The organism is Catellatospora sp. KI3 (assembly GCF_029948125.1).
In the GTDB taxonomy this organism is placed as follows: Bacteria; Actinomycetota; Actinomycetes; order Mycobacteriales; family Micromonosporaceae; genus Catellatospora.
This window is the reverse complement of sequence record NZ_JASAMB010000001.1, coordinates 619,772-645,728: the sequence shown is the minus strand read 5'-3', so window position 1 is coordinate 645,728 and position 25,957 is coordinate 619,772. Positions and strand designations below refer to the sequence as shown.

At 71.5% G+C, this 25,957-nt stretch carries 25 protein-coding genes; 8 read left to right on the top strand and 17 right to left on the bottom strand.

What is annotated here, in order from left to right:
* Positions 1-42: 42 nt before the first annotated feature.
* Positions 43-732 (bottom strand): TetR/AcrR family transcriptional regulator, encoded by a 690-nt coding sequence (locus QEZ54_RS02870; RefSeq protein WP_281302843.1) that lies wholly within the window; start codon positions 730-732, stop codon positions 43-45.
* A gap of 121 nt (positions 733-853) precedes the next feature.
* Here QEZ54_RS02870 and QEZ54_RS02865 point away from each other — a divergent pair, with 121 nt between their 5' ends.
* Entirely contained in the window at positions 854-1,771 is a 918-nt protein-coding gene (locus QEZ54_RS02865) for an NAD-dependent epimerase/dehydratase family protein (protein WP_281302842.1), read from the top strand.
* Between the two features lie 6 nt (positions 1,772-1,777).
* On the opposite strand, the gene QEZ54_RS02860 is transcribed toward QEZ54_RS02865, so the two are convergent.
* Positions 1,778-2,311, bottom strand: a complete 534-nt coding sequence (locus QEZ54_RS02860) for a DUF4245 family protein (RefSeq protein WP_281302841.1) — start codon at positions 2,309-2,311, stop codon at positions 1,778-1,780.
* A 126-nt stretch (positions 2,312-2,437) separates the two neighbouring features.
* On the opposite strand from QEZ54_RS02860, the gene glpX reads away from it, so the two are divergent.
* Together glpX and QEZ54_RS02850 are read left to right on the top strand one after the other, a co-directional pair.
* Positions 2,438-3,436: a class II fructose-bisphosphatase gene (gene glpX / locus QEZ54_RS02855; protein ID WP_281302840.1), complete on the top strand. Its 999-nt coding sequence runs from the start codon at positions 2,438-2,440 to the stop codon at positions 3,434-3,436.
* Between the two features lie 18 nt (positions 3,437-3,454).
* Complete coding sequence (locus QEZ54_RS02850) at positions 3,455-4,372, top strand: DMT family transporter (RefSeq protein ID WP_281302839.1); 918 nt, start codon at positions 3,455-3,457, stop codon at positions 4,370-4,372.
* Positions 4,373-4,512: 140 nt separating this feature from the next.
* Here the strand turns inward: QEZ54_RS02850 and QEZ54_RS02845 are convergent, their stop codons facing one another.
* Positions 4,513-4,698: an exodeoxyribonuclease VII small subunit gene (locus QEZ54_RS02845; RefSeq protein ID WP_281302838.1), complete on the bottom strand. Its 186-nt coding sequence runs from the start codon at positions 4,696-4,698 to the stop codon at positions 4,513-4,515.
* Positions 4,695-5,921, bottom strand: a complete 1,227-nt coding sequence (gene xseA, locus QEZ54_RS02840; RefSeq protein WP_281302837.1) for an exodeoxyribonuclease VII large subunit — start codon at positions 5,919-5,921, stop codon at positions 4,695-4,697. The genes QEZ54_RS02845 and xseA overlap by 4 nt, the downstream gene beginning before the upstream one ends.
* 33 nt (positions 5,922-5,954) lie before the next feature.
* On the opposite strand from xseA, the gene QEZ54_RS02835 reads away from it, so the two are divergent.
* Positions 5,955-6,920 (top strand): 4-hydroxy-3-methylbut-2-enyl diphosphate reductase, encoded by a 966-nt coding sequence (locus tag QEZ54_RS02835; RefSeq protein ID WP_281302836.1) that lies wholly within the window; start codon positions 5,955-5,957, stop codon positions 6,918-6,920.
* A 207-nt stretch (positions 6,921-7,127) separates the two neighbouring features.
* Here the strand turns inward: QEZ54_RS02835 and QEZ54_RS02830 are convergent, their stop codons facing one another.
* The 5 genes from QEZ54_RS02830 to QEZ54_RS02810 form a co-directional block, all read right to left on the bottom strand.
* Positions 7,128-8,276 (bottom strand): DNA recombination protein RmuC, encoded by a 1,149-nt coding sequence (locus QEZ54_RS02830; RefSeq protein ID WP_281303035.1) that lies wholly within the window; start codon positions 8,274-8,276, stop codon positions 7,128-7,130.
* A gap of 153 nt (positions 8,277-8,429) precedes the next feature.
* Positions 8,430-9,869 (bottom strand): peptidase S10, encoded by a 1,440-nt coding sequence (locus QEZ54_RS02825; RefSeq protein WP_281302835.1) that lies wholly within the window; start codon positions 9,867-9,869, stop codon positions 8,430-8,432.
* 21 nt (positions 9,870-9,890) lie between these two features.
* Entirely contained in the window at positions 9,891-10,460 is a 570-nt protein-coding gene (locus tag QEZ54_RS02820) for a winged helix-turn-helix domain-containing protein (RefSeq protein WP_281302834.1), read from the bottom strand.
* A 278-nt stretch (positions 10,461-10,738) separates the two neighbouring features.
* On the bottom strand, positions 10,739-11,200 hold the full coding sequence (locus QEZ54_RS02815; RefSeq protein WP_281302833.1) for a methylated-DNA--[protein]-cysteine S-methyltransferase: 462 nt from the start codon (positions 11,198-11,200) through the stop codon (positions 10,739-10,741).
* Complete coding sequence (locus QEZ54_RS02810; RefSeq protein ID WP_281302832.1) at positions 11,197-12,579, bottom strand: AlkA N-terminal domain-containing protein; 1,383 nt, start codon at positions 12,577-12,579, stop codon at positions 11,197-11,199. The genes QEZ54_RS02815 and QEZ54_RS02810 overlap by 4 nt, the downstream gene beginning before the upstream one ends.
* Before the next feature lie 290 nt (positions 12,580-12,869).
* On the opposite strand from QEZ54_RS02810, the gene ychF reads away from it, so the two are divergent.
* Positions 12,870-13,955 (top strand): redox-regulated ATPase YchF, encoded by a 1,086-nt coding sequence (ychF, locus tag QEZ54_RS02805; RefSeq protein ID WP_281302831.1) that lies wholly within the window; start codon positions 12,870-12,872, stop codon positions 13,953-13,955.
* A gap of 354 nt (positions 13,956-14,309) precedes the next feature.
* Here the strand turns inward: ychF and QEZ54_RS02800 are convergent, their stop codons facing one another.
* Positions 14,310-14,615: a 4a-hydroxytetrahydrobiopterin dehydratase gene (locus QEZ54_RS02800; RefSeq protein WP_217394457.1), complete on the bottom strand. Its 306-nt coding sequence runs from the start codon at positions 14,613-14,615 to the stop codon at positions 14,310-14,312.
* A gap of 219 nt (positions 14,616-14,834) precedes the next feature.
* Between QEZ54_RS02800 and QEZ54_RS02795 the strand changes: the two genes are divergently transcribed.
* Entirely contained in the window at positions 14,835-15,242 is a 408-nt protein-coding gene (locus QEZ54_RS02795) for a (deoxy)nucleoside triphosphate pyrophosphohydrolase (RefSeq protein WP_281302830.1), read from the top strand.
* 66 nt (positions 15,243-15,308) lie between these two features.
* Here QEZ54_RS02795 and QEZ54_RS02790 read toward each other — a convergent pair whose 3' ends face one another.
* The 6 genes from QEZ54_RS02790 to QEZ54_RS02765 all read right to left on the bottom strand — a co-directional run bounded on the left by QEZ54_RS02790 (position 15,309) and on the right by QEZ54_RS02765 (position 23,832).
* Positions 15,309-16,313 (bottom strand): succinate dehydrogenase/fumarate reductase iron-sulfur subunit, encoded by a 1,005-nt coding sequence (locus QEZ54_RS02790; protein WP_281302829.1) that lies wholly within the window; start codon positions 16,311-16,313, stop codon positions 15,309-15,311.
* Positions 16,310-18,193 carry a fumarate reductase/succinate dehydrogenase flavoprotein subunit gene (locus QEZ54_RS02785; protein WP_281302828.1) on the bottom strand — a complete coding sequence of 628 codons (1,884 nt, stop codon included), beginning with the start codon at positions 18,191-18,193 and terminating at the stop codon, positions 16,310-16,312. Before QEZ54_RS02785 ends, QEZ54_RS02790 begins: the two co-directional genes overlap by 4 nt.
* Before the next feature lie 15 nt (positions 18,194-18,208).
* On the bottom strand, positions 18,209-19,015 hold the full coding sequence (locus tag QEZ54_RS02780) for a hypothetical protein (RefSeq protein WP_281302827.1): 807 nt from the start codon (positions 19,013-19,015) through the stop codon (positions 18,209-18,211).
* Between the two features lie 272 nt (positions 19,016-19,287).
* A complete protein-coding gene (locus tag QEZ54_RS02775) occupies positions 19,288-20,604 on the bottom strand; it encodes a TldD/PmbA family protein (protein WP_281302826.1) in 1,317 nt (438 codons plus the stop codon).
* A complete protein-coding gene (locus QEZ54_RS02770; RefSeq protein ID WP_281302825.1) occupies positions 20,601-22,037 on the bottom strand; it encodes a TldD/PmbA family protein in 1,437 nt (478 codons plus the stop codon). Before QEZ54_RS02770 ends, QEZ54_RS02775 begins: the two co-directional genes overlap by 4 nt.
* Positions 22,038-22,077: 40 nt before the next feature.
* Positions 22,078-23,832 carry a prolyl oligopeptidase family serine peptidase gene (locus QEZ54_RS02765; protein WP_281302824.1) on the bottom strand — a complete coding sequence of 585 codons (1,755 nt, stop codon included), beginning with the start codon at positions 23,830-23,832 and terminating at the stop codon, positions 22,078-22,080.
* 67 nt (positions 23,833-23,899) lie between these two features.
* On the opposite strand from QEZ54_RS02765, the gene mshB reads away from it, so the two are divergent.
* Both mshB and QEZ54_RS02755 read left to right on the top strand, forming a co-directional pair.
* Positions 23,900-24,757: an N-acetyl-1-D-myo-inositol-2-amino-2-deoxy-alpha-D-glucopyranoside deacetylase gene (gene mshB / locus QEZ54_RS02760; protein ID WP_281302823.1), complete on the top strand. Its 858-nt coding sequence runs from the start codon at positions 23,900-23,902 to the stop codon at positions 24,755-24,757.
* A complete protein-coding gene (locus tag QEZ54_RS02755) occupies positions 24,754-25,170 on the top strand; it encodes a hypothetical protein (RefSeq protein ID WP_281302822.1) in 417 nt (138 codons plus the stop codon). Before mshB ends, QEZ54_RS02755 begins: the two co-directional genes overlap by 4 nt.
* Here the strand turns inward: QEZ54_RS02755 and QEZ54_RS02750 are convergent.
* Positions 25,159-25,908: a hypothetical protein gene (locus QEZ54_RS02750; protein ID WP_281302821.1), complete on the bottom strand. Its 750-nt coding sequence runs from the start codon at positions 25,906-25,908 to the stop codon at positions 25,159-25,161. The two genes, QEZ54_RS02755 and QEZ54_RS02750, sit on opposite strands and share 12 nt — an antisense overlap.
* Positions 25,909-25,957 lie beyond the last annotated feature (49 nt).

Sequence of the window (25,957 nt, the reverse complement as noted above, 5' to 3'; positions counted from 1 at the left end):
ACAGTGTGTCGTGCCGGTGCGTGGCGGGCAATGCGGCGGGGGTCACTGGAATCCGAGGTACTCGCCCATCACCCGCAGCTGGAGGTCGTACAGCTCGCGGCGGCTGTCGTCGATCAGATTCTGCAGGCGGCCGAAGAGTTCGAAGTTGACCGCGCCGAACAGCTGCACCCAGGCGGTCAGGCCCCGGGCGAGCAGCCGCCGCGACACTCCGGGTACCTGCTCGGCGAAGCGGTCCAGCTCGGCGGCCAGCCTGGGCGGCACCTCGGGGCTGCCGGGGTCGGCCGGGATCGCGCCGGTGGCGACCCCCTGCACGAGCAGGCCGAGCATCTGGACGGTGACCCGGGAGGCGGGGCCGACGGTGTCGGTGGGGGCGTGGTAGCCGGGCACCGGCGAGCCGTAGATGAGGGCGTAGTCGGCTGGGTGGGCCAGCGCCCAGTCGCGTACGGCGTGGCCGATGGCCAGCCAGCGGTCCATGAGGCTGCCCTGTGCTCTGGCGACGGCCTGCTCGGCGGCTTCGCCCAGTTCGTCGTAGCAGTCGATGATCAGGGCGGTGAGCAGGTCGTCGCGGCTGGGGAAGTAGCGGTAGACGGCCGAGGAGACCATGCCCAGCTCGCGGGCGATGGCGCGCAGGGACAGGTCGGCGCCGTCGGTGGCCAGCTGGCGGCGGGCGATCGCCTTGATCTCGCTGGTCAGCTCGTCGCGTACGCGGGCGCGCAGGTTCTTTGCCGTCATGCTGACAGAGCATAGCAACGTTCAGAGAGCAGTGCTCTTGACGCGACGGCCGGGTGATGTGTTCAATGGTCTCAACAGAGAGCGGTGCTCTCGAAACAAGGCAGAGATCTGGGAGAGAGACATGCACGTCATCGTCGGTGCGGGCCCGGTCGGTTCCACCACCGCCCGCCTGCTCGCGGACCGCGGCGAGCGCGTCCGGGTGATCACCCGGCGCGGCACCGGCCCGGCCGACCCCGGCATCGAACTCGTCGCCGCCGACGCCACCGACGCCGCCCGCCTGTCCGAGCTGGCCGCGGGCGCGGCCGCGCTCTACAACTGCGCCAACCCGCTCTACCACCGCTGGCTGACCGACTGGCCGCCGCTGGCCGACGCGCTGCTGCGCGCCGCCGAGAGCAGCGGTGCGGTCCTGGCCACGGCCGGCAACCTGTACGGCTACGGCCCCGTCACCGCCCCGATCGACGAGCACACCCCGCTCGCGGCCACCCACCCGAAGCTGCGGCTGCGCGCCCGGATGTGGGAGGACGCGCTGGCCCTGCACCAGGCCGGGCGCATCCGCGCCACCGAGGCGCGGGCCAGCGACTACATCGGCTTCCAGGCCAACAGCACCCTCGGCGACTACGTGCTGGCCCCTACGGTCAAGGGACGGCGCGCCTTCGTGTGGGGCGACCCGGACGCCCCGCACAGCTGGACTTCCATCCGGGACGTGGCCCGCACCCTGGTCACGATCGCCGGGGACGAGCGCGCCTGGGGCCGCGCCTGGCTGGTGCCCACCCCGCCCGCGGTCTCGGTCCGCCGCGCGGCGGCGCTGGCCGGCGAGCTGATCGGCGCCCCGGCCCCGAAGATCTCGCGCATCCCGTACCCGGTGCTGTGGACCATGGGGCTGTTCTCGCCCATCGTCAAGGAGCTGCGGACGACCTACTACCAGTTCGAGGCGCCGTTCACGATGGACTCGTCGCTGACCGAGCGCACCTTCGGGCTGGCGCCCACGCCGCTGGACGAGACGCTGGCCGAGACCGCCGCCCGCTACCGGGACGCCTGACCGGCGTCAGTGCGAGACCGCGCCCGCCAGTGCGGTCAGGTCGGCGTCGCGGCCGATCAGCAGGATCGAGGTGTCGCCCGAGGTGCGCAGCAGGGCGTCCTCGCCGTCGGGCGAGTGGTAGCGCTGCCAGCCGACCCCGCCGACCGACGTCTGCGCGCCGGGCTGGGCCTTGTCGCCCAGCTCGGCCCGGATCAGCTCCGCCGCGGGCGTACGCGACTGCACCAGGCGGGCGCCGTGGCTGTCCCGGTCCAGGTAGCCGATGCGCAGCTTGCCGTCGGACCACTTGGCCGTGACCGTCTGCCAGCCGTCGGGCGCGACCGCGCCGGGCAGCGGCGCCATGCTGGCGCGGCCCGCGCTCTCGATCGCCGAGGTCGGGTCGACGGTCACCGCGTCGTTCCAGCCGTAGAACAGGCGGTAGCCCAGGACCAGCAGCAGCACCGGCACGAGCAGCACACCCAGGGACAGCGCCATGTCCTTGGGCGTACGGCCGCTGGAGGCGGGGACCTGGGCGGGCTCGGTCTCGACCGGTGCGTTGCTCACCTCACCATCTTCGCCGATGTCACAGGTCACACCGCCACGAGGGCGCCTTCGTAACAACCCGAACGTACGTTCAGGGTTCGGCATGACAGGATGCGAGCAGGCGCTTCAACGGTGAGGAGCAGCACGATGACCACCCGTAATCCCCAGGATCTCGACCGCAACCTGGCCCTCGATCTCGTACGCGTGACCGAGGCCGCCGCCATGGCCGCCGGCCGCTGGGTCGGCCGCGGCGACAAGGAGGGCGGCGACGGGGCCGCCGTGGACGCCATGCGCAAACTGATCAACTCGCTGCCCATGCGCGGCGTCGTGGTGATCGGTGAGGGCGAGAAGGACAACGCCCCGATGCTGTTCAACGGCGAGCAGGTCGGCGACGGCACCGGACCCGAGGTCGACGTGGCGGTCGACCCGATCGACGGCACCACCCTGATGAGCAAGGGCATGCCGAACGCGCTGGCCGTGCTCGCCGTCGCCGAGCGCGGCGCGATGTTCGACCCCAGCGCCGTCTTCTACATGGAGAAGCTGGTCGTCGGGCCGGAGGCGGCCGACGTCATCGACATCACGCTCGGCTGGACCGAGAACCTGGTCCGGATCGCCAAGGCCAAGCGGGTCCGCGTATCGGACCTGACGGTCTGCATCCTGGACCGCCCCCGCCACGCCGACCTGATCCGCGAGGTCCGCGAGAGCGGCGCCCGGATCAACTTCATCTCCGACGGCGACATCGCCGGAGCCATCGCCGCCGCCCGCGAGCAGTCCGACGTCGACGTGCTGATGGGCATCGGCGGCACGCCGGAGGGCATCACCGCCGCCTGCGCGCTCAAGTGCATCGGCGGCGCGATGCAGGGGCGGCTGTGGCCCCGCGACGAGGCCGAACGGGAGAAGGCGCTGGCGGCCGGGCACGACCTGAGCCGGGTGCTGACCACCGAGGACCTGGTCACCGGCGAGAACGTGTTCTTCGTGGCCACCGGGGTCACCGGCGGCGACCTGCTGCGGGGCGTGCGCTACCGGGACAACGGGGCGTACACCCAGTCGATCGTCATGCGGTCGAAGTCGGGCACCATACGTGTGATCGACTCGTACCACCGGCTGGAGAAGCTCGCGGGCTACTCGGCGGTGGACTTCAACTGAGAGCGGGCACCCCTCACCGTGAACACCGGCACCACCCGCGCGGCCGGAGTCGGCCTGGCCGTCCTGGCCGGAGCAGGCCTCGCCCTGCAGTCACGCATCAACGGTGAACTCGGCCGGCAGCTCGGCGACGGCATCGCGGCCGCGACGATCTCGTTCGGCATCGGGTTCGTCGTGCTCCTGTTCGCCCTGCCGTTCATGCGCACCGGCGTCGGCAAAGTCGTCGCCGCCGTACGCGGCGGGAGCCTGCGCTGGTGGCAGTGCATCGGCGGGGCGTGCGGGGCGTTCCTGGTCACCACGCAGGGCCTGACCGTGCCGCTGCTGGGGGTGTCGGTGTTCATCGTGGCGCTGGTCGCCGGGCAGTCCGCGTCCAGCCTGGCCGTCGACCGGGCCGGGATCGGGCCCGGCGGCGTACGCCCGGTCACCCGCAACCGGCTCATCGGCGCCGCGCTGTGCGTGGTGGCCGTGTTCGTCGCCGTGTCGACCCACCTCGGCGACCCGCGCGCGACCGGCCTGGCCGTGCTGCCGCTGCTGGCCGGGCTCGGGCTGGCCTGGCAGCAGGGCGTCAACGGCCGGGTGGCCGGAGCGGCGGGCTCGCCGTGGCCCGCCACCCTGCTCAACTTCGCCGTCGGCACCTGCGCGCTGCTGCTCGCCCTGGCCGTCGAGTACGCGCTGCGCGGCGCCCCGCCCGGCCACCTGCCCCCGCAGTTCTGGCTCTACCTGGGCGGGCCGCTCGGCATCACCTTCATCGCGATCGCGGCGGTGGTGGTGCACCGCATCGGCGTACTGCTCCTCGGGCTGGGCATGATCGCGGGCCAGATCCTCGGCGCACTGGTCATCGACGCCCTCGCCCCCGGCGCCGCCGGCCGCCCCGACGCCCTGACCGTCACCGGCGCCGTGCTCACCCTGGTCGCCGTCCGCATCGCCGCCCGCGGCTGACCGCGCGCGGCGGGGTGCGCGCGGCGGGGTGCGTGCAGTTTCGGGGAAAGTGCAGGAATCTTGGGCTGCTTAGCTGCAGTTTCCCCGAAACTGTAGTGATCTTGAGCGGGCGCCGGCCGCGGGCGTCGGGTGCGGCGGTGTCAGGACGTGGCGGCGTCGAGGCGGGCCTTGGCGGTGTCGAGCCAGGTCTGGCAGACCTTGGCGAGCTGCTCGCCGCGCTCCCACAGGGCCAGCGACTCCTCCAGCGTGCCGCCGCCGGACTCCAGCTTCTGCACCACCTCGGCCAGTTCGGCCCGCGCCTGCTCGTACGACAGCTGCTCGGTCATGCCTTCCCCTTCTTTGGTCCGTTCACGGTAGCGGCGAGCTCGCCCTCGGCCAGCCGCACTCTCAGCGCGTCGCCCGCGCCCACCTCGTCCGCCGCGCGGACCACGTGCCCGTCGGCGCGCTGCACGATCGAGTAGCCGCGGGCCAGGGTCGCGGCGGGTGACAGGGCCCGCAGCCGGGCCAGCGTGTGGTCCAGGTCGTTCTCGGCGCGGTGCAGCCGGTTGCCCAGCGACCGCCCGGCCCGGTCGCGCAGCGCGGTGACCTCGGTCAACCGGTGCTCCACCAGCTGGTACGGCTTGGCCAGCGCGGGCCTGCTGCGGATGCTGTCGAGCCGCTGCTGCTCGCGCTCGACGCGGTTGCGCACGGCCCGCTCCAGCCGCCCGCGCGCCTGCCCGATCAGCCGGATCTCGTCGGCGAGGTCGGGCACCACCCGCTTGGCCGCGTCCGTCGGCGTCGACGCGCGTACGTCGGCGACCCAGTCGACCAGCGGGGTGTCCGGTTCATGCCCGATCGCGGAGATCACCGGGGTACGGCAAGCGAACACCGCCCGGCACAGCGCCTCGTCGCTGAACGGCAGCAGGTCCTCCACCGAGCCGCCGCCCCGGGCCATGATGATCACGTCCACGGACTCGTCGGCGTCCAGCAGCTGCAGCGCCCCGATGATCGACGGCACCGCGGTCGGCCCCTGCACCGTGACGGGGACCACCTTGAAGTCCACCGACGGCCAGCGGCGGCGGGTGTTGGTCAGCACGTCGCGCTCGGCCGCGCTGGCTCGGGCGGTGATCAGCCCGATCCGGTTCGGCAGGAACGGCAGCTTGCGCTTGCGGCGCGGGTCGAACAGGCCCTCGGCCTGCAGCAGCTTCTTCAGCTGCTCCAGGCGGGCCAGCAGCTCGCCCAGGCCCACCTGCCGGATCTCGTCGGCGCGCAGGCTCAGCGTGCCCCGCTGGGCGAACCACTCCGGCTTGGCGTGCACCACGACCCGGGCACCCTCGCTGAGCTGCGGCGCCCCGGCGTCGAGGACGTCGCGGCTGGCGGTCACGGTGAGGCTCAGGTCGGCCGACGGGTCGCGCAGGGTCAGGAAGACCGTGCTCGACCCGGGGCGGCGGGAGAGCTGCGCCACCTGGCCGTCGACCCATACCCAGCCGAGGCGGCCGATCCAGGCGCTGATCTTCTGGCTGATCACCCGAACGGGCCAAGGCTGCTCGGGGGTGCTCTGCTCAGTCACCGGCTCACCATAGGCCGACGGTACGATGGTCGGGTGTTCGAGACTCCTCGCAAGCGTGTCCTGCTGGCCAAGCCCCGTGGTTACTGCGCGGGCGTCGACCGGGCGGTGCAGACCGTCGAGGAGGCGCTGAAGCTGTACGGCGCCCCCATCTACGTCCGCAAGGAGATCGTGCACAACAAGCACGTCGTCTCCACGCTCCAGGCCAAGGGCGCCATCTTCGTCGAGGAGAACTTCGAGGTCCCCGAGGGCGCGACCGTCATCTTCTCGGCCCACGGCGTGGCGCCGGAGGTCCACGACCAGGCCCGCGAGCGCAACCTCAAGGCGATCGACGCCACCTGCCCGCTGGTCACCAAGGTGCACCACGAGGCCCGCCGCTTCGCCGCCGAGGACTACGACATCCTGCTGATCGGGCACGAGGGGCACGAGGAGGTCATCGGCACCTCCGGCGAGGCGCCGAGCCACATCCAGCTCGTCGACGGCCCCGACGGGGTCGACAAGGTCACCGTCCGCGACCCGGAGAAGGTCGTCTGGCTGTCGCAGACCACGCTCAGCGTCGACGAGACCATGGAGACCGTGGCCCGGCTCAAGGAGAAGCTGCCGCTGCTGCAGTCGCCGCCCAGCGACGACATCTGCTACGCCACCCAGAACCGCCAGCAGGTGATGAAGCAGATCGCCCCCGACTGCGACGTGGTGCTCGTCGTCGGCTCGCGCAACTCGTCGAACTCGGTCCGCATGGTCGAGGTCGCGGTGCAGGCCGGAGCCCGCCAGGGCTACCTGGTCGACTTCGCGCACGAGATCGACCCGGCGTGGCTCGCGGACGCCACCACGGTCGGCCTGTCCTCGGGCGCGAGCGTGCCCGAGGAGCTGGTCACCCAGGTGCTGGCCCGCCTCGCCGAACTCGGCTTCGCCGACGTCGAGGAGGTCCTCACGGTGCAGGAGCGCCTCACCTTCTCCCTCCCCCAGGAACTGAAGCGCGACATGAAAGCCGCCTCTGCCTGACGCGCCGCGCGCGAGGCCCCGAGGGTAAGGAAGGGCCCCTTCTTATCGCTTTGCGATGTAGAAGGGGCCCTTCTTAACGCTCGTCTCCGGCTGTTCGCAGCCTGCAGTCGATCATGGGAGCGAGGCTCATCACGGCTGCGGCACGGCCGTTAAGAAGGGGCCCCTCTGCTACGTAAAGCGATAAGAAGGGGCCCTTCCTTACCTCGCTCAGAGAAGTTCGGGGGCTTGCGGCTGGCGTGGGGTCAGCTCGATGGGGCGCTGCTCGGGGAGTTCGTCGCCGCCCACGCCCAGCTCGTTGAGGCGGCGGGCGGTGACCAGGACGCGCTGCTCCAGCGAGCCGATCGCCGCGTTGTACGCGGTGATCGAGCCGGTCAGCGAGGTGCCGAGTTTGGTCAGGTGGCCGCTGACCGTGCCGAGCCGGGCGTACAGCTGCTTGGCCAGCTCGTGCACCTGGACCGCGTTGCGCGACAGCGCCTCCTGGCGCCAGGTGTATGCGACCGTACGCAGCAGCGCCACCAGCGTCGACGGCGTCGCCAGCACCACGTTGCGGGAGAACGAGTGCTCCAGCAGCGACGGGTCCCGCTGCAGCGCGGCGTCCAGGAACGGGTCGGCGGGCACGAACAGCACCACGAACTCGGGCGTGGCTTCGAACGCCTCCCAGTAGGCGCGGCCGCTGAGGACGTCCACGTGCATGCGCAGGGCGCGGGCGTGCGCGTCGAGCTGGGTGTCGCGTTGGCGCTCGTCGCGGGCCTCCAACGCGGTCAGGTACGCGTCCAGCGGCACCTTCGCGTCGACCACGACGCTGCGGCCGCCGTGCAGCCGTACCACCAGGTCGGGCCGGACCACGGTCAGGTCGGCGCTGACGTCGCGCACCGCCGTGACCTGCTCGTCGAAGTCGCAGTGCCGCAGCATGCCGGCGGCCTCGACGATGCGGCGCAGCTGGTGCTCGCCCCAGCGGCCGCGCACGTGCGAGGTGCGCAGCGCCGCGACCAGCTGGCCCGTCTCGGCGCGCAGCCCGGCCGAGATCTCCGCCGAGGCCCGGACCTGCTCGCGCAGCTGGGCGTACGCGTCGACGCGGTCGTGCTCCATCTCGTTGACCCGCTGCTCGTAACGCCGCAGCGTGTCGTGCAGCGGCGCCACCGCGCGCGCCACCGCCTCCTGCGACTGGGCGGTCGCCTCGAACGACAGCGCCCGCATCGCCTGCTCCAGCCGGGCCTCGCCCGCCTGCGCGGCGTCCAGGGTGGCCTGCAGCCGCGCCACATCGGCGGCGGACCGCGAGCGGGCGGCGAGCCAACCGAGCCCACCGCCCGCCCCCAGACAGACGACAACGATCAAGAACGTATCCACGGGTCCAATGTGCCATCCTCAGTCACCGGCGCCGCCGTCACGCCACGCGGGATCGCGGCGGCGTCTGGACTGAGGAGCGTGACGGGGCCGCAGGCCCCGCAGCGACGAGGGAAGACGCCGCCGCGAGGCGATCCCGCCGCAGCCGCGGAGGCGGCTGCCATGTCATCGGACGAAGTCCGCCAGATGCTGCGACTGCGCGAGGCGGCTCGGCTCGTGGACGTACATCATGTGGCCGGCCTCGTAGTACTTGAACTCGATGTTGGCGCGCAGCTCGGCCGGGATCTCCAGGTGGGCGAAGGTGTGCTCGGAGGCGTAGTACGGCGTGGCGCCGTCGTGGTAGCCGCAGGCCACCTGGACCCGCAGGTGCGGGTTGGCGCGCATCGCCGCGGCCAGCTTGTGCGCCACGTTGACGTGCTCACCCTCGAACTCCTTGAACGACCACGGGTGCACGTCCGGGGACAGCGCGCGGTACGGCAGGTCGTTGGCGTAGTCGAGCTCGGCGCGCAGGTACTGGTTGATCGCCGCGCTGTACGGCCCCATGATCGCGTCGAAGGACGGGTCGGACGTCCAGTGCTCGCGTCCGTAGTCGGCGTCCCAGCCCAGGAACCGCCCGTCCAGCCGCCCGACGGTACGCCGCCTCGAGCGCAGCAGCTCGGTGAAGAAGCGGACGTGCTCCGGCCGCAGGTCCACCCGGTCGACGTAGTCCTCGCTCAGGCCGGTCAGCCGGGCCAGCTGCCCGACCGCGGCAGTGCGCTCGGCGTCGGACAGGCGCGAGCCGCGCGCCAGCGCCCACGGGTACGCCTGATCGGCGAACGCCTCGGCCTCGGCCAGCACCTCGCGCAGCGGCCGGTCGCCGTGCAGGCCGTGGTAGTGCGCGATCGCCGCGTAGGTCGGCAGGAACAGCGGGTAGGCGACGTCGAGGTGCGGGTGGAACTCCAGCGTGCCGATGTTGAGGACGCTGGAGACGAGCATCAGGCCGTTGAGCCACATGCCGTGCTTGTCCTGCAGGTGGTTGGCCAGGGCCGCGGCGCGCAGCGTGCCGTACGACTCACCGCACAGGTACTTCGGCGACGACCACCGGCCGTTGCGCGAGGTCCACAGCCGGATCAGCTCGCCCACGCTCTCCACGTCGCCGGTGAAGCCGTGGTACTCCTTGCTCTTGCCGCCCTTGACGGCCCGGGAGTAACCGGTCGACACCGGGTCGATGAAGACCAGGTCGGAGTGGTGCAGCAGGGTCTCGTGGTTGTCGGTCAGCCCGTACGGCGGCGGGGTCAGCGCACCGGCGTCGCCCATCACCACCCGGCGCGGACCGAGCAGGCCGACGTGCAGCCACACGCTCGACGAGCCGGGTCCGCCGTTGAAGGCGAAGGTCACCGGCCGCGTGGCCGGGTCGGCGCCGTCGAGCGTGTACGCCACGACGAACATCTCCGCCTTCGCCTTGTGCCCGTCGAACGCGTCGTCGGTGTGCGACTCGCCGCGGAGCACGACCCGGCCCGCGGTCGCGGTGTAGCGCAGCCCGCCCCGATCATGGTGGGTGACCTTGAGATCGTCGGCGGGCTCGGCTTCGGCGGGTTTACCGCCGTTGTTCTTCTCGTCTGCCATGGCGACAGACCCTACTTCGGATCAGCGGTGCACGGCGATGGCGTTCGGCGTCTCCAGGCGGTACCCGAACCCGTGCACCGTCGTCAGCGCGCCGCCGTGCTCGCCGAGCTTGGCGCGCACCCGCCGCACGTGCACGTCGACGGTGCGCTCGCCGCTGAACTCGTGCCCCCAGACGGCACGCATCAGCTGCAGCCGGGTGAACGCGGCGCCGGGGTGGCGGGCCAGGAAGTGCAGCAGGTCGAACTCGCGCCGGGTGAACCGGATCGCGCGGCCGCGGATCAGGATGCTGCGGCTGACCAGGTCGATGACGACCGGTGCGGCAGGCTGGACCAGCTCGCCGTCGTGGATCGACAGGGTCGACACGGTGGACAGCGAGGGGAGCTCCGGCAGGTCGCGCAGCGGCTCCACGTCGGCGAGGGCGTGCACCAGCCGGGTGGCGGCGTGGGCGGCGTCCGGGCCGGTCAGCTGGAGGGTGAGGGTGACCGTGAGCGGCTGGGTGGCGTCGTCGCCGAGGGCCGAGACGGGCAGGGTGATCGTGGTCGACGCCGGCGATACGGCGGGGGTGGGCTCGGTAAGCAGGGTCGTCGTCATCTCAGATCTCCTGGTCGTTGCTGGTCCGCGGGTGGGTTTGGCAGCGATCGATCGGTGACATCGGAATGTCCGCGGCACGGAACCCTCCACGAGCGACTCGGCGATACCAGCACACGATATCTCCGCAACTCCTATCGGTCTAGTAGGAAATCGGATCGAGTGGTTCCCGTCTCGTCCTTCCATAAACGCTGGCCTATCTAGGAGACGGATTTTCCCGATTCGTCCTCTAGATAGGCCAGCGTCAATTCAAGCCCCGGCGGGGCGGGTCAAGGGGCGGGTCAGGGGCGGTGGGTGGATTCGTGGGTGAGGAGGGCGCGTTTGACGTCCAGGCCCCAGCGGAAGCCGCCCAGCGAGCCGTCGGTACGCAGCACCCGGTGGCACGGCACGAACAGCCCGATCTGGTTGCGGGCGCACCCCCGCGCCGCCGCGCGCACCGCCGCCGGGCGCCCGGTCAGCTCCGCCAGCCGCGTGTACGTCACCGGCTCGCGCACCTCCCGCAGCACCTTCCAGCACTGCCGCAGGTACTCCGTGCCGCCGTGCCAGGCGACGGGCACCTCGTCCAGCGCGCCCACGTCCCCGTCGAAATAGGCGTGCACGGCGGCCACGGCCGCCTCCGGCACCGGACCGTCGGGCGTGCCGGCGATCAGCGCCTGGGGCGTGTCGGCGAACGCGGCGGCGGTCACCGAGGCGCCGTCGCCGGACATCGAGAACGGGCCGAGGGGTGTCCTGATCGTGATCATGCTTGGCTCCAGAGTCGCAGTTGGGCGTACGAGCGCCAGGGTCGCCAGCGCTCGGCGTGCCGCAGCAGGGCGGCGGGGTCGTCGGGCAGCCCGAGCGCCCTGGCGCCCCGGCGCGTACCCAGGTCGGTGGGGAGCAGCACGTCCGGGTCGCCCAGGGCGCGCAGCGCGATGTAGTCGGCGGTCCACTCGCCGATGCCGGGCAGCGCCAGCAGTGCCGCGCGGGTGGCGGCCCGGTCGCTGCCGCCGTCGAGCACCAGCCCGTCGCGTACCGCCTCGGCCAGCCGCCGCAGCGTCGCCCGTCGGGCGGTGGGCATCGCGAACACCTCGTCGGGCAGCGCCAGCAGCCGGTCCGGGTCGGGGAAGACGCCGTCGCGGCACAGCCGTCCCAGCACGGTACGGGCACCCGCGACGCTGATCTGCTGGCCGACCACCGCCCGCACCGCCACCTCGAACCCGTCCACGCTGCGCGGCAGCCGTACCCCCGGCGCGGCCTCGACCAGCGGCGCGAGCGCCGGATCGGCGCCCAGCACGGTGTCGACGGCGACCGGGTCGGCGTCGAGGTCCAGCAGGCGGCGGCAGCGCGCGACCGCCGGGGTCAGGTCGCGGACATCGGCCAGGCTCAGCTCGGCGTGCACACACCCGTCCCCGGGCCGCAGCGTGACCGTGGCGGTGCCGTGCGGCAGCGTGAGCGTCCGGGTGTACGCGTCGCCGTCGTACGACTCGACCCCGCTCACCGCCCGCGCGCCCAGGTACGCGAACAGCGACCCGGCGTGCAGCGGTGGCCGGTAGCTGAGCCGCAGCGACATGGTGCCGTCGGCGCGGGGCGTGCCGCGGCGCAGCTCGGACGGGGCACACCCGTACACCTCGCGGATGGTGTCGTTGAACTGGCGGATGCTGCCGAACCCGGCCGCGAACGCGATCTCCGACAGGCTCAGCGCCGTATTGGTGATCAGTGTCTTGGCGGTCTGCGCCCGCTGCGTACGCGCCAGCGCCAGCGGTCCGGCGCCCAGCTCGTCGGTGAGCAGCCGGTTCAGGTGCCGCTCGGTGTACCCGAGCCGCTGCGCCAGCGCGGGCACGCCGCCGCGGTCCACCACGCCGTCGCCGATCAGCCGCACCGCGCGCGCCGTCACGTCGGCCCGGCTGTCCCACTGCGGCGAGCCGGGCACCGCGTCCGGCGCGCATCTGCGGCACGCCCGGAACCCGCCCCGGGCGGCGGCGGCCGCGCTCACGAAGTACCGCACGTTCTCGGGCTTCGGCGTACGCGCCGGGCATGACGGCCGACAGTAGATCCCGGTCGAGGTGACCCCGATCCAGAACCGCCCGTCGAACCTCCCGTCCCGGCTGCTGACCGCCCGATACCACCCGTCGTTCCTGTCCACACCCCCAGTCTCCGCCCGCCCCCACCCACCCGCTAGCGGAAATCGGACCCCACCCCGCCACCCCCGCCCACCCGCCCCCACCCCACCCGCCCCGTCGATCATGAACTTATGGCCGTGTTCGACGGTGTGTCGCGCCCCTAACTTCATGATCGATCCGTGGGCCTGTTGCGTTGGGGCGATGGTCGCGGTTGGTGGTCGGAAGCTCGGCTGAAGGGCCGGGTTTGTGGCGAGGGCGATTCCCATACGCAAGATCAAAAGGTGGTGAAAGCGGCCGGATAGACTCGCTGCTCGTGAGTCTTTCCATCGGTATCGTCGGCCTGCCCAACGTCGGCAAGAGCACCCTGTTCAACGCGCTGACCCGCAACGACGTGCTCGCGGCGAACTACCCGTTCGCCACCATCGAGCCCAACGTGGGCGTCGTCGGGCTGCCCGACCCGCGCCTGGACAAGCTGGCCGAGATGTACTCCTCGCAGAAGATCCTGCCCGCGCCGGTGAGCTTCACCGACATCGCGGGCCTGGTCAAAGGCGCCTCCAAGGGCCAGGGCCGGGGCAACGCGTTCCTCGCGAACATCCGCGACTGCGACGCGATCTGCCAGGTGGTGCGGGCGTTCAGCGACCCCAACGTCGTACACGTCGACGGCAAGGTCTCGCCGAAGGACGACATCGACACGATCAACACCGAGCTGATGCTCGCCGACCTGCAGACCGTCGAGAAGGCGCTGCCTCGGCTGGAGAAGGAAGCCAAGGTCAAGAAGGAGCGGGCCGGCATCTTCGCCGCCGCGAAGGCCGCCCACGCGGTGCTCGACAGCGGCACCACGCTGTTCGCCGGGGCCGCCAAGGCCGGCATCGACCTGGCCGACCTGCGCGAGCTGCACCTGATGACCGCCAAGCCGTTCCTGTACGTCTTCAACGTCGACGAGGCGGAGCTCGGCAACGAGGACTTCCTGAACGAACTGCGGGCGCTGGTCGCCCCGGCCGAGGCCGTCTTCATGGACGCCAAGATCGAGTCTGAGCTGATCGACCTGTCGCCCGAGGACGCGGCGGAGATGCTGGAGTCCATCGGGCAGTCCGAGCCTGGGCTCAACCAGCTGATCCGGGTCGGGTTCGGGACCCTGGGGCTGCAGACGTACCTCACTGCGGGGCCGAAGGAGGCGCGCGCCTGGACCGTTCCGGTCGGGGCGACGGCGCCGGAGGCCGCGGGGGTCATCCACTCCGACTTCCAGCGCGGCTTCATCAAGGCCGAGATCGTCGCGTACGACGACCTGGTGGCCGCCGGTTCCATGGCTGCGGCGAAGGCGGCCGGCAAGGTCCGCATCGAGGGCAAGGAATACATCATGGCCGACGGCGACGTGGTGGAGTTCCGCTTCAACGTCTGACGCGGCCGTTTCGCGCTGCTTGAGATGCAGTTTCGGGGAAAGTGCACGAAATCCAGCTCGGATTCGGGCACTTTCCCCGAAATTGCGTGAGGACCACCATGTCTGATGTCAGCAGCGCGCAGCTAGAGCTGTGCCGTCGGCTGTCGGTCGCGCCGGTGCCGGCGCCGGCCAGGTTTCCCTGAAACTGCACGCACCTCTGGCTGCGCATGCGGGGAAGGCGGCGGCCGGTGTCGCGCGATAGATCGCGGTCGGCGGCCACATGCTGCGGTGTAAGGCGACCCTGTGACCGCAGACGGTGATCTTGGCGGAAGGGGGCCCGGTGGGCGCGAGAGCGGGTCGGGGGCGGTCGGCGGGTCAGTCGCGGAGCGACTGGTAGGCGGCCTCGACCCTGGCGGCCATGCCGATCTCGGCGTCGGTGAATCCGCCGCCGTCGTCCACGCACAGTTGGATCTGGGTCCGGCCGTCGAGGCGGCGGATGTGCGGTCGGACGCCGAACGTGTCGGCCGCGACCGAGATCCGCTCGGTGAGCACCGCGTGCTGGGTGTCGTCGAGCGGCAGGGTGCGTTTGAGGCAGTCGCCCTCATGGACCCAGCCGGTGAGTTGGGATAGTGCGTCGCTGAGGTAGTCGCGCCGTCGGCCCCGTCTCCAGACTGCGCCCATCAGCACCTCCCGCTCCAATCCCCGGTGGCCGATATCGGCTTGTGGCCGAATCTTGTCCGCACCGTCACTCAGGTGATACCCATCCTGCCCGCAATTTGAGCGCGTGTCCACGCTCACAAAACCGACTTCCAGCACTTCACGGGACGCTGTGTGCAGGGCGGACTCGGCTCGTCACGCAGTGCTAACCATGAAGGCCCAATCTCTGGCACGCTGTCCGCCGTGCCTAACTTCTCCTCAGAGATCCGAATCATCGTCGGGGCCGCGATCATCGCCGACGGGCGGGTGCTGGCCTGCGAACGCTCCGAGCCACCGGAGGTGGCCGGCCGCTGGGAGTTCCCCGGCGGGAAGGTCGAGCCGGGCGAGACCGAGCCGGAGGCGCTGGTGCGCGAGTGCGAGGAGGAGCTGGGCGTCCTGGTCGAGGTCGGCGAGCGGGTGGGCGCGGACGTGCTGCTGGGTCACGGCCGTGCGGTGCTGCGGGTGTACGCCGCCCGCCTGCTCAAGGGCGTGCCGCAGCTCATCGAGCACGCCGAGCTGCGCTGGCTGGCCGCCGACGAGCTCGACTCGGTGCAGTGGCTGCCCGCCGACGCGCCGATCGTCGCGGCGCTGCCCGACCTGCTGCGCGGCTGAGCACAGCGCGAAAGCCCCGCCGACGGAGGGTCGGCGGGGCTTTCGGCGTACGGGTACGCCCGCGGCTCAGTGGTCGGCGCCGCCGGGGTGGTAGTAGTTCAGGGTCTTCGGGTCGACCGGGAACGTGATGTCGTCGCCGAACGGGGACGCCGCGGCGGCCCGGTCGGAGAGCATCTCGTTCAGGTTGACGTGACCGGCGGCGTTGACCTCCGGCCCGGGCGGCCCGGAGAGCGGGCGGCTGAAGTTGACCGGGGCGGCGCCCTCGGCCACGGTGACCGGGCCGGAGTGCACCGCGGGCTCAGCCACAGCGGTGCTGGTCAGCTGGTCACGACGAAGGATCTTGCGTCCGAATACCACGAGCGGATCATACCGGCGATCCACGACCCGCTCCTTCATGGGGATGATGGCGTTGTCGGTGATCTTGATGTGCTCGGGGCAGACCTCGGTGCAGCACTTGGTGATGTTGCAGTAGCCCAGGCCCTGCTGCTGCTGCGCGATCTCCTTGCGGTCGCCGCGGGCGTCCAGCGGGTGCATGTCCAGCTCCGCCGCGCGGATGAACAGGCGCGGCCCGGAGAACGCGAGCTTGTTCTCCTCGTGGTCGCGTACCACGTGGCAGGTGTTCTGGCACAGGAAGCACTCGATGCACTTGCGGAACTCCTGCGACCGCTCCACGTCGACCTGCTGCATCCGGTACTCGCCCGGCTCGACATCCTTCGGCGGCGCGAACGCCGGCATCTCCAGGGCCTTCTGGTAGTTGAAGGACACGTCGGTGACCAGGTCGCGGATGACCGGGAACGTCCGCAGCGGCGTGACCGTGATGGTCTCGTCCTCCTCGAACGTCGACATCCGGGTCATGCACCCGAGCCGGGGCATACCGTTGATCTCCATCGAGCAGGAGCCGCACTTGCCGGCCTTGCAGTTCCACCGGCAGGCCAGATCCGGCTCCTGGGTGGCCTGGAGCCGGTGGATGATGTCGAGCACGACCTCACCCTCGTTGACCTCGACCTGGTAGTCGTTGAGCTGGCCGCCGGACTCGTCACCCCGCCAGACCTTGAACTGACGAACGGTCACGACAACTCCTCCTCGGTCATGTACTTGGCCAGCTCCGACTGCTCGAACAGACCCAGCAGCTCGGGGGTCATGGTGGGGATGGGCTGGTGGGCGAGGTCGACGCCGCCCTCGGTCGACAGCGAGCAGATCAGGTTGACCTTGCGCCAGGTGGCGGACATCTTCGGGAAGTCCTCGCGGGTGTGGCCGCCGCGCGACTCCTCGCGCTCCAGCGCCGCCTTGGCGGTGCACTCCGACACCACCAGCATGTTGCGCAGGTCCAGCGCCAGGTGCCAGCCCGGGTTGTACCGGCGCCCGCCGGTCGCGCCGACCTTCTGGATCCGCTCGCGCAGCTCGGCGAGCTGGCGCAGCGAGTCCTCCAGCTCACCCTTGCGCCGGATGATGCCGACCAGGGTGCCCATCACGTCCTGCAGGTCGCTCTGCAGCGTGTACGGGTTCTCGCCGCCCTCGCGCGTCAGCGGCGACAGCGCCGCCTCGACCGCGGCCGCCACCTGCGTGTCGTCGATCTTCGGCCGCGCGGCCAGCTCGTCGGTGTAGGACGCGGCGTACTCGCCCGCGCGCTTGCCGAAGACGAGCAGGTCCGACAGCGAGTTGCCGCCGAGCCGGTTGGAGCCGTGCATGCCGCCGGAGACCTCGCCCGCCGCGTACAGGCCGGGCACGCCCGCCGACGCGGTGTCCGGGTCGACCTCCACGCCGCCCATGACGTAGTGGCAGGTCGGGCCGACCTCCATCGGCTGCGCGGTGATGTCGACGTCGGCCAGCTCCTTGAACTGGTGGTACATCGACGGCAGCCGCTTCAGGATCTCGGCCGCGGGGCGGCGCGAGGCGATGTCGAGGTAGACGCCGCCCGCCTTCGTACCGCGGCCGGCCTTGACCTCGGAGTTGATCGCGCGGGCGACCTCGTCGCGGGGCAGCAGCTCCGGAGGGCGGCGGTTGTTGTCGGGGTCGGTGTACCAGCGGTCGCCCTCCTCGGGCGTCTCCGCGTACTGCTTGCGGAAGACGTCCGGGACGTAGTCGAACATGAACCGCTTGCCCTCGGAGTTCTTGAGGATGCCGCCGTCGCCGCGCACCGACTCGGTGACCAGGATGCCGCGCACCGAGGGCGGCCACACCATGCCGGTCGGGTGGAACTGCAGGAACTCCATGTTGATCAGCTTCGCCCCGGCGCGCAGCGCCAGCGCGTGCCCGTCACCGGTGTACTCCCACGAGTTCGAGGTGACCTTGTACGAGCGGCCGACGCCGCCCGTGGCCAGCACGACTGCCGGAGCCTCGAACACCACGAACTCGCCGGACTCGCGGTAGTAGCCGAACGCGCCCGCGATCCGCTTCTTCGCGCCCGTGCCCTCCAGCAGCAGCTCGGTGATGGTGCACTCGGCGAAGACGCGGATCCGCGCCTGGTAGTCGCCGAACTTCGCCTTGTCCTCCTGCTGCAGCGACACGATCTTCTGCTGCAGCGTGCGGATCAGCTCCAGGCCGGTCCGGTCGCCGACGTGCGCCAGGCGCGGGTACTCGTGGCCGCCGAAGTTGCGCTGCGAGATCTTCCCGTCCTTGGTGCGGTCGAACAGCGCGCCGTAGGTCTCCAGCTCCCAGATCCGGTCCGGCGCCTCCTTGGCGTGCAGCTCGGCCATCCGGTAGTTGTTCAGGAACTTGCCGCCGCGCATGGTGTCGCGGAAGTGCACCTGCCAGTTGTCGTTGCTGTTCACGTTGCCCATCGCCGCCGCGGCGCCGCCCTCGGCCATGACCGTGTGCGCCTTGCCGAACAGCGACTTGGAGATGATGGCGACCTTCTTGCCCGCGAGGCGGGCCTCGATGGCCGCGCGCAGGCCGGCGCCGCCGGCTCCGATCACGACGACGTCGTACGCGTGTGCTTCGATGTTGACCATTCGTCGTCGCCCCTCTCAGCCGATGAACCGCAGGTCGTTGATCCAGCCGGCGGAGACGGCCATGATGTAGAAGTCCGTGATCGCCAGGGTGGCCAGCGTCGTCCAGGCCAGACCCATGTGCCGGGTGTTCAGCTTCGACACGAAGCCCCACAGCTTGTACCGGACCGGGTGCTTGGAGAAGTGCTTGAGCCGGCCGCCGATGATGTGGCGGCACGAGTGGCACGACGCGGTGTACGCCCACAGCATGATCACGTTGATCCACAGGATCACGTTGCCCAGGCCGAACCCGAAGCCGGACGGCGACTGCATGGCCAGCACGGCGTCCCAGGTGTTGATGACGCTGATGAGAGCGGCGGCGTAGAAGGCGTACCGGTGCGCGTTCTGGAAGATCAGCGGGAAGCGCGTCTCACCGGTGTACTTGCCGTGGCCGTCGGGGACCGCGCACGCGGGCGGCGACATCCAGAACGACCGGTAGTACGCCTTGCGGTAGTAGTAGCAGGTCAGCCGGAACAGCAGCAGGAACGGCAGGGACAGCGCCGCGTACGGGATCAGCGGGCTGTCCGGCAGGAACCGGCCGAACTCGGCGGCCTCCGGCACGCAGCCCAGCGACACGCAGGGTGAGTAGAACGGGGTGAGGTAGTGGTAAGCGCCCACCCAGTAGTCCGCCTGCATGAACACCCGGAAGGTCGCGTAGGCGACCCAGGCGGTCAGTCCGATCACCGTCAGCAGTGGCGCCAGCCACCAGCGGTCCGTGCGCAACGTCTTGGCCTCGATAGCGGCGCGCGGGCGCGCGCCGATCGGCCTCGTTGCCGTCGTCGTCATCTTTTCGTCGCTCCCTGATATACCAGTTCGTGGGAACACGTGCGTGGATCAATCACGGACACGTTACGCCGAAAGATGTCGATCATGTGACCGGGGACACTGTGATGTTAACGATCGGTTGACTCGCCCTCGGCCGCTGCGCCGGACCCGTCACGTCGTTTTTGATCAGTGCAGTTTCGGGGAAAGTGTACGAATGCGGCCCAGGATTCCTGCAGTTTCCCCGAAACTGCACGGGGCGACGGGCCTTGGCCCGTCGCCCCGGTGAGTGCGGGTCAGCCGGAGGCGCCGCCGGTGATGTTCCAGGAGGCGAGGTGGAGGGCGGGGGCCGTCCAGGAGCCGAGGAACATTCGCGACGGTTGCGGGACCGCTTCGCTGCCGACGCCGAGGACCTGGCCGGGGGCCAGCGCCTGCGGGTACGCCTGGGTGAAGCGCAGGTTGCGGACCGGCCGGGTGACCTCGCCGTTCTCGATCAGCCACACGCCGTTGCGGGTGAGCCCGGTGAGGGCGAGCTGGCGCGGGTCGAGCACGCGGGTGTACCAGAGGTCGGAGACGAGCAGGCCGCGCTCCACCTTGGAGATCATCGAGTCGACGGTCGCGCTGCCGGGTTCGAAGCCGAAGCTGTCGGGCATCGGGCCCCAGGACGGGTCGCCGCCGTGGCCGGTGGAGACGGTGCCGGAGGCGGCCGCCGTGCGGCGGTCCTGCGTCAGCGCGCTGGTCACGCCCTGGTCGACGAGGACGAGGCGGCCCCGGGGGCTGCCCTCGACGTCGAAGGGCTGGCGCGGGTCGTCGTACAGGGTGATCTGCGCGTCGAACTGCGCGGTGCCGAGCTGGGCGAAGCTGCGGCGTTCGGCGTGTGCCTTGGCGTTGAAGCCGTGGTAGGCGAAGTTGGTGAGCAGGTCGGCGACGGCCTCGGGTTCGAGGACGACCTGGTACCGGTCGGGCGGCAGTTCGATCGGGTCGCGCTGGGCGGTGGCCTTGGCGTAGGCGCGGGTGCCCAGGGCGGTGCCGTCGAGGTCGGACAGGGCGCGGCCGGAGCGGCGGGCCACGCCGTCGGCGCCGGAGTCGCGGACGATGCCGTCCAGGTCGGCGGTGGTGGCCGAAGCGGTCAGGGCCTGGCCCGCGCTGCTGCGGTAGGCGCCGGTCCAGTGGCCGGTCTGGCAGTAGCCGGCGGTCTCCAGGCCCTTGGCCGCGTCGACGAAGGCGCGGACCCGGGCGGCCCGGTCGTCGGGGGAGGCGTCCCGGGTGGCGGCGTCCACCTGGCCGGTGAGCTGGAGCGGGGCCGGGCCGGGCAGGCCGGGCCAGCCGGGGTCGCGCGGGGCGGAGCGGACCGCGGCCACCGTGCGGTCGACCAGCGAGGTCAGCCCTTCAGGGCTGGTCAGGGTGGTCGTGGTGGTGACCGTGCGGCCGTCGACGTGGGCGCGCAGCCGGACGGTGACGGAGTCCTCGGTGACGTTCTGGTGGATGAACGAGTTGGCGAACCGGGTCAGCGCGCGGTGCACGCTGTCGGCGGCCGCCTCGACCTCGCCGCCGGGCAGGGCGCGGCGGGCCAGGTCGAGGACCTGTTCGGTGATCTTCTCGACGTCGGTCATGCGCGGACTCCGACCCGTACACCCTGGAAGCGGGCCGGTGCGGCCGGGTGGCCGGTGTGGCCGGACTGGGTGGGCTGGCCCTTGCCGCAGTTCGGCGTGCCCCAGTACTCGATCTCCGAGGAGAGCATGTCCATGGACTGCCAGAACTTGGGGCCGATGCCGGTGTAGCTGGGGTTGCGCAGCAGGCGGCCGCGCCTGCCGTTCTTGACCTCGTACGCGACCTCGCAGCCGAACTGGAAGTTGAGCCGCTTGTCGTCGATGGACCAGGAGCGGTTGTTCTCCATGAAGATGCCGTCGTCGGTCTCGGCGATGATCTGCTCGAGGGTGTGCGGGCCGGGCTCCAGGCCCACGTTGGTCATGCGGACCATGGGCAGGCGGGACCAGCCGTCGGCGCGGACGCTGCCCGCGTAGTCGAGCCCGGCCAGGGCGGCGGAGTCGCGCCCGGCGAGCACACCCACCCAGATGCCGTCGCGGACGGCGTACCGCTTGGCGGCGGGGGTGCCCTCGTCGTCGAAGCCGAAGCTGCCCAGCGCCCCCGGCAGGGTCGGGTCGATGGTGATGTTCATCAGCTCGGAGCCGTAGCGCAGCGAGCCGAGCTGGGACAGGTCCAGCCAGGAGGTGCCCGCGAAGGCGGCCTCCCAGCCGAGGATCCGGTCGAGTTCGATGGCGTGGCCGACGGACTCGTGGATCTGGAGGAACAGCTGCTCGGGGCCCAGGATGAGGGTGGTCTCGCCGCTGGGGCACTGCGGGGCGGTCAGCAGCTCGCGCGACTCCTCGGCGACGCGGGCGGCGTTGCCGAGCAGGTCCAGGCCCTGGACCAGCTCCCAGCCGCGGGTGCCGTACTGGCCGCGCGAGGCCGGGTAGGAGCGGACCTGGGTCTCGCCCTCACCGATGCTGGTCGCCTGGACGCCCGCGCCGCACTCGCGTACGTGCTGGTCGATGCGGTGGCCCTCGCTGGAGACGAACCACTTGCGGGTGTCCCAGACGGCGTAGAGGGCGGTGGCCACGTCGGCGCCGTGCTCGCGCATGGTCTTGGTGGCGTGCGTGAGCAGGTCGCCCTTGTCCGACAGCGGCACCGCGAGCGGGTCGATCAGGCACTCGCTGGCCCAGGTCGCGGTGCTGACGTCGGTCGGCACCAGGTCGGTGGCGCGGCCCGCGACGCGGGCGCTGGCCTTGGCGATGGCCGTGGCGCGGGCGCCGGCCAGCCGGGCCGCGCTGTCGGACAGGTCGGGTACGGCGTAGAAGCCCCAGCTGGAACCGACCAGCGCGCGTACGCCGATGCCCGCGGACTCGGTCGAGGACAGGTCCTCGATCTCGCCGTTGCGGGCGTCCATGGATTCGTAGCGCCGGTGCATCACCCGCGCGTCGGCGTACCGTGCGCCGGCATCGAGAGCTGCGGCGACGGCCGCCTCCCCCACGTCAAAATAGGACATGATCACGAGCCTAGACGGTCCCGGCCCGGACGGTGAGCGGTTAAGAAGGGGCCCTTCCCATACGTAGCGCGATAAGGAGGTGCCCTTCCTTCCCGTCGGTGGGGGTGACGACGGAGTCGGGCAGTTCGCCGAGGTCGTGGCGGGCGTACACCTCGCTGTCCAGCTCGCGCGGGCCCAGGTAGCGCTCGGCCAGCGGCGTGGGCAGCGCCGACCAGTCCCACGGGTCGACCGCGATCGCGGCGCGGACGGCGTCCGGGCGGCGCGCGGCGAGCATCGCGGCCAGCCAGCCGCCGAAGCCGGTGCCGTACGCGGTCACGCGGTTCATGTCCAGGTCGGAGTGCTTGTCGGCGAGCAGGCGCAGCGCGTCGGCCTGGTCGCCGACGGCGAGGTCGACCACCCGGCGGTGGGTCACCTTCTCGAAGCTCGGCGACACCCCGACGGTGCCCCTGCCGTCGACGAGCACCACCGCGAACCCGGCCTCGGTCCAGGCGCGGGCGTCGGCGAAGGCGGCGTGGTCGCTGCGTACCTGCTGGGCGGTGGGGGAGTCGGGCAGCAGCAGCAGGACCGGCAGGCGGCGGCCGAAGACGTGGCCGGGCGGGTAGAGCACCGCGGTGGGCAGGCGCCGGTCGGTGACGCGGTCCAGGGTCGGGCGGGCCAGGCTCGCCGGTACGGCCCGACGCGGGGTCAACTCGGCGACCTGCCGCCCGGCGTGCCATACGGTGATCTGCTCGTCCTCGTCGTCGAGGCTGCGCAGGCCGGTGACGACTGTGTCGCCGCCGCACTCGGCGCTGTGCCAGCCGGGTGCGCTGGTGAGCCGGTGCACCACCATGCCGCCGCTGGTGCTGCTGCGGACCCGGAACAGGTGCTGCTCGGCGGGCTCGCCCTCGCTCGCCTCGACCAGCAGGTCGCCCAGCTCGCCGCCGGTGGAGCCGGGCCCGAGGCGGCCCACGACCCGGCGCACGTACAGCGTGGGCGGGGTGAGCAGGGTGCCGTCGGCGAACAGGCAGCGCGCGTCGTACCCGTCGTGCGAGATCTCGCCGCCGACCAGCACCCGGCCGTCGGCCAGGTGGCGGGGCGTCCCGTCGACCGGGTTCACCCAGCGCGGATCGGCCAGTTCGGCGTGCACCTGGGTCTCGCCGGTGCGCCGGTCCACCGCCAGGATCAGCCCGTGCCCTTGCGATCGGCGCAGCACCGTGATCAGCGGCCCCCCGTCGGCCCAGCGCACCGCCCCCAGGTACGGGTAGATCTCGCGGTCCCAGTGCACGTCCACCCAGCCGCCGTCGAGGTCGAGCAGGTGCAGCGAGACCTGGTCGCCCTGGCGCCGGGTGGCCAGGATGCTCTCGCCGTCCGGCGCCCACCACCAGCCGGTGTCGCGGCCGAAGTGCCCGGCGTGCGGGTCGGCCTCACCCCAGCGCACCCCGTCCGGCTCCCCGGCCAGCAGCTCGTCGCCGCCCTCGGCGACCGGGCCGATCGGGGCGACGCGGATGGCGCCGTCGTAGAGGTACGCCAGGCGGCGGCCGGTCGGGTCGGGCCGGGCCTGGTCGACCGGGCCCGGGGTGGGTACCGGGCCGGTGGCCTGGTTGTGGTGCAGCCAGCCGCCGGAGATCCACACGACGGTCGCGCCGGTGCGGTCGAAGGCGAACGTGTCGACGCCGGTGGCGAGCGTGCTGACGCGCCCGGCGGGAAGTTCGCAATTTCGCAGCACTCCGTGATGCAGATGGCCGACCCGTAGGCCGTCGCTGCTCACGGCAATGGTGTGTCCGCCCGTACCGGGCCGGACCTGCTGCTCACCCATGGCCGGATGCTATCGACGCGACAGGCAGGCGCGTGGCGGTTTGCCTGATGCGGGCTAGAGTGACCGGGTGGCCCGCAGCATTCTCTTCGTTCACGCCCACCCCGACGACGAGTCCATCGGCACCGGCGCGACCATGGCGCACTACGCCGCCCAGGGCGCCAAGGTGACCCTGGTGACCTGCACCCTCGGCGAGGAGGGCGAGATCCACGTGCCCGCGCTCGCCCAGCTGGAGGCGAGCCAGGCCGACCAGCTCGGCGGCTACCGGCTCACCGAGCTGCGCGCCGCGCTGGCGGCGCTCGGCGACATCGACCACCGGCAGCTCGGCGGCGCCGGGCGCTACCGCGACTCCGGCATGATGGGCACCCCGGCCAACGAGCACCCGCGCGCCTTCTGGGGTGCGGACCTGGAGGAGGCCTCGACCCACCTGCTCGCGATCATGGACGAGGTCCGGCCCCAGATCGTCGTCACGTACGACGCGAACGGCTTCTACGGTCACCCCGACCACATCCAGGCCCACCGGGTCGCGATGCGGGCCAGCGAGCTGGCCGCCGAGCGGGGCTTCGGCCCTAAGAAGATCTACTGGACCGCGATGCCGCTGAGCGTGCTCAAGGCGGGCGTCGAGGCGCTGCGCGACTCGACCGACAACCCGTTCGCGGGCATCACCAGCGTCGAGGACTTCCCGTTCGGCACGCCCGACGACGAGGTCGCCGCCTGCATCGACGGCTCCGACTACCACGACGCCAAGATCGCCGCGCTGAAGGCGCACGCCACCCAGATCCCGGACACCTCCTGGCTGTACTCGATCGCCGGGAACTTCGGGCAGGAGTTCATGGGCGTCGAGCACTACACGCTGGCGCTGGGTGAGCGGGGTCGCGGCGACGGGCCGTACGGCTGGGAGACCGACCTGTTCGCCGGGCTGGAGTGACCGCGGTCGACGACCGCCCCGACCCGCACGGCACCCGACTGGTGCTGGGCGTGGCCGGGGCGGCGGTCACCGTCGTGCTGGCGGTGCTGACCGCGTTCATCGAGGCGGTGTGCACCTCGGTCCGGGTTGGCGGCTGGCCCGCGGTGTGGGTGCTGCCGCTGGCGGTCGGGGCGAACATCGCCCTGATCTGGTTCGCCCGGACGGCGGTCGGCGCACCGTGGGGCTGGTGGTTCGCCGCCGTGCCGTGGTTCCTCGTGATGATCTTCGCCGTGGGCGGCACCACCGAGGGCGACCAGCTCGCCAACTCGTGGCTGGGCCTGGCCCTGCTCGCGCTGGGCGGGATGGCCCTGGTCGGCCCGGTCGCCTTCCTGAGCGCCCGCGCCCCCCGCCCACCGCGCGGGTCAGCCGTCTAGGGCGTCGAGGCGGGTCAGGGCGTTCTGGTAGGCGGTGGCGGGGACGCGTTCGGTGCTGGTGAACGGGCGCTCGATCTGGTGGATGGTCACCAGCAGCAGCGTGATCATGCCGACCACCGCGGTGGTCATGGCCAGCTGCGTACCGATGTGCTCGAACCGGAAGAACAGGATCGGCATCCCGGCCAGCAGCGCCCCGAACAGCAGCGCGAACCAGGTCACGCTGCCGATCCGCTTGTCGCCCAGGGCCAGCCGGTCCTCGCGCGCCTGCATGACGGCCTGCACCGCGAGCTCCGGGCTGTCTCCGCCGTCGTCGGCGCCGGCGGGGGTCCGCGCGCTGACCGAGCGCAGGTCGTCCAGCACGGTCCAGCCCTCCTCGCCGACGGGCAGCCCGGCCCGCAGCCGGGGCAGCTCCTGATCGATGATCTCGTGCAGGTACTGCTTGGACAGTGCCACGATCTGGGCGCGCAGCTCGGGCGGGCTGCTCTCGGTCGACCACGCGATCGCCTGCACCGTCTGGGCTTCGCGGTAGGTGGCGGCGCGGGCGTCGTTGCCGATCTGCCAGACGTCGATGAAGACGAAGGCGGCGACGACGGCGTACAGCGTGCCGGTCATCGAGAAGACGACGCTGAGCACGTCGTGGATGTCGGCCCGCTGGTCCGGCGGCCAGGATCGGCGGATCAGCACCACCGCCACGGCGGCGACGGCGGACACGCCGAGGAACCACAGTAAGCCGATCACGTACGCCTGCATGCATTCCTCCACCGATTCGCCCAAACAGTACATCTGG

Bases quoted from the DNA above. Each gene is read 5' to 3' on its own strand.
- QEZ54_RS02765 (WP_281302824.1), bottom strand. From the start codon at position 23,832: ATGGGTGAGCAGCAGGTCCGGCCCGGTACGGGCGGACACACCATTGCC.
- QEZ54_RS02775 (WP_281302826.1), bottom strand. From the start codon at position 20,604: ATGACCGACGTCGAGAAGATCACCGAACAGGTCCTCGACCTGGCCCGC.
- QEZ54_RS02845 (WP_281302838.1), bottom strand. From the start codon at position 4,698: ATGACCGAGCAGCTGTCGTACGAGCAGGCGCGGGCCGAACTGGCCGAG.
- QEZ54_RS02785 (WP_281302828.1), bottom strand. From the start codon at position 18,193: ATGGTCAACATCGAAGCACACGCGTACGACGTCGTCGTGATCGGAGCC.
- QEZ54_RS02820 (WP_281302834.1), bottom strand. From the start codon at position 10,460: ATGACGACGACCCTGCTTACCGAGCCCACCCCCGCCGTATCGCCGGCG.
- QEZ54_RS02770 (WP_281302825.1), bottom strand. From the start codon at position 22,037: ATGTCCTATTTTGACGTGGGGGAGGCGGCCGTCGCCGCAGCTCTCGAT.
- QEZ54_RS02815 (WP_281302833.1), bottom strand. From the start codon at position 11,200: ATGATCACGATCAGGACACCCCTCGGCCCGTTCTCGATGTCCGGCGAC.
- QEZ54_RS02865 (WP_281302842.1), top strand. From the start codon at position 854: ATGCACGTCATCGTCGGTGCGGGCCCGGTCGGTTCCACCACCGCCCGC.
- QEZ54_RS02825 (WP_281302835.1), bottom strand. From the start codon at position 9,869: ATGGCAGACGAGAAGAACAACGGCGGTAAACCCGCCGAAGCCGAGCCC.
- QEZ54_RS02870 (WP_281302843.1), bottom strand. From the start codon at position 732: ATGACGGCAAAGAACCTGCGCGCCCGCGTACGCGACGAGCTGACCAGC.
- glpX (WP_281302840.1), top strand. From the start codon at position 2,438: ATGACCACCCGTAATCCCCAGGATCTCGACCGCAACCTGGCCCTCGAT.
- QEZ54_RS02800 (WP_217394457.1), bottom strand. From the start codon at position 14,615: ATGGGCGCAGTCTGGAGACGGGGCCGACGGCGCGACTACCTCAGCGAC.
- QEZ54_RS02780 (WP_281302827.1), bottom strand. From the start codon at position 19,015: ATGACGACGACGGCAACGAGGCCGATCGGCGCGCGCCCGCGCGCCGCT.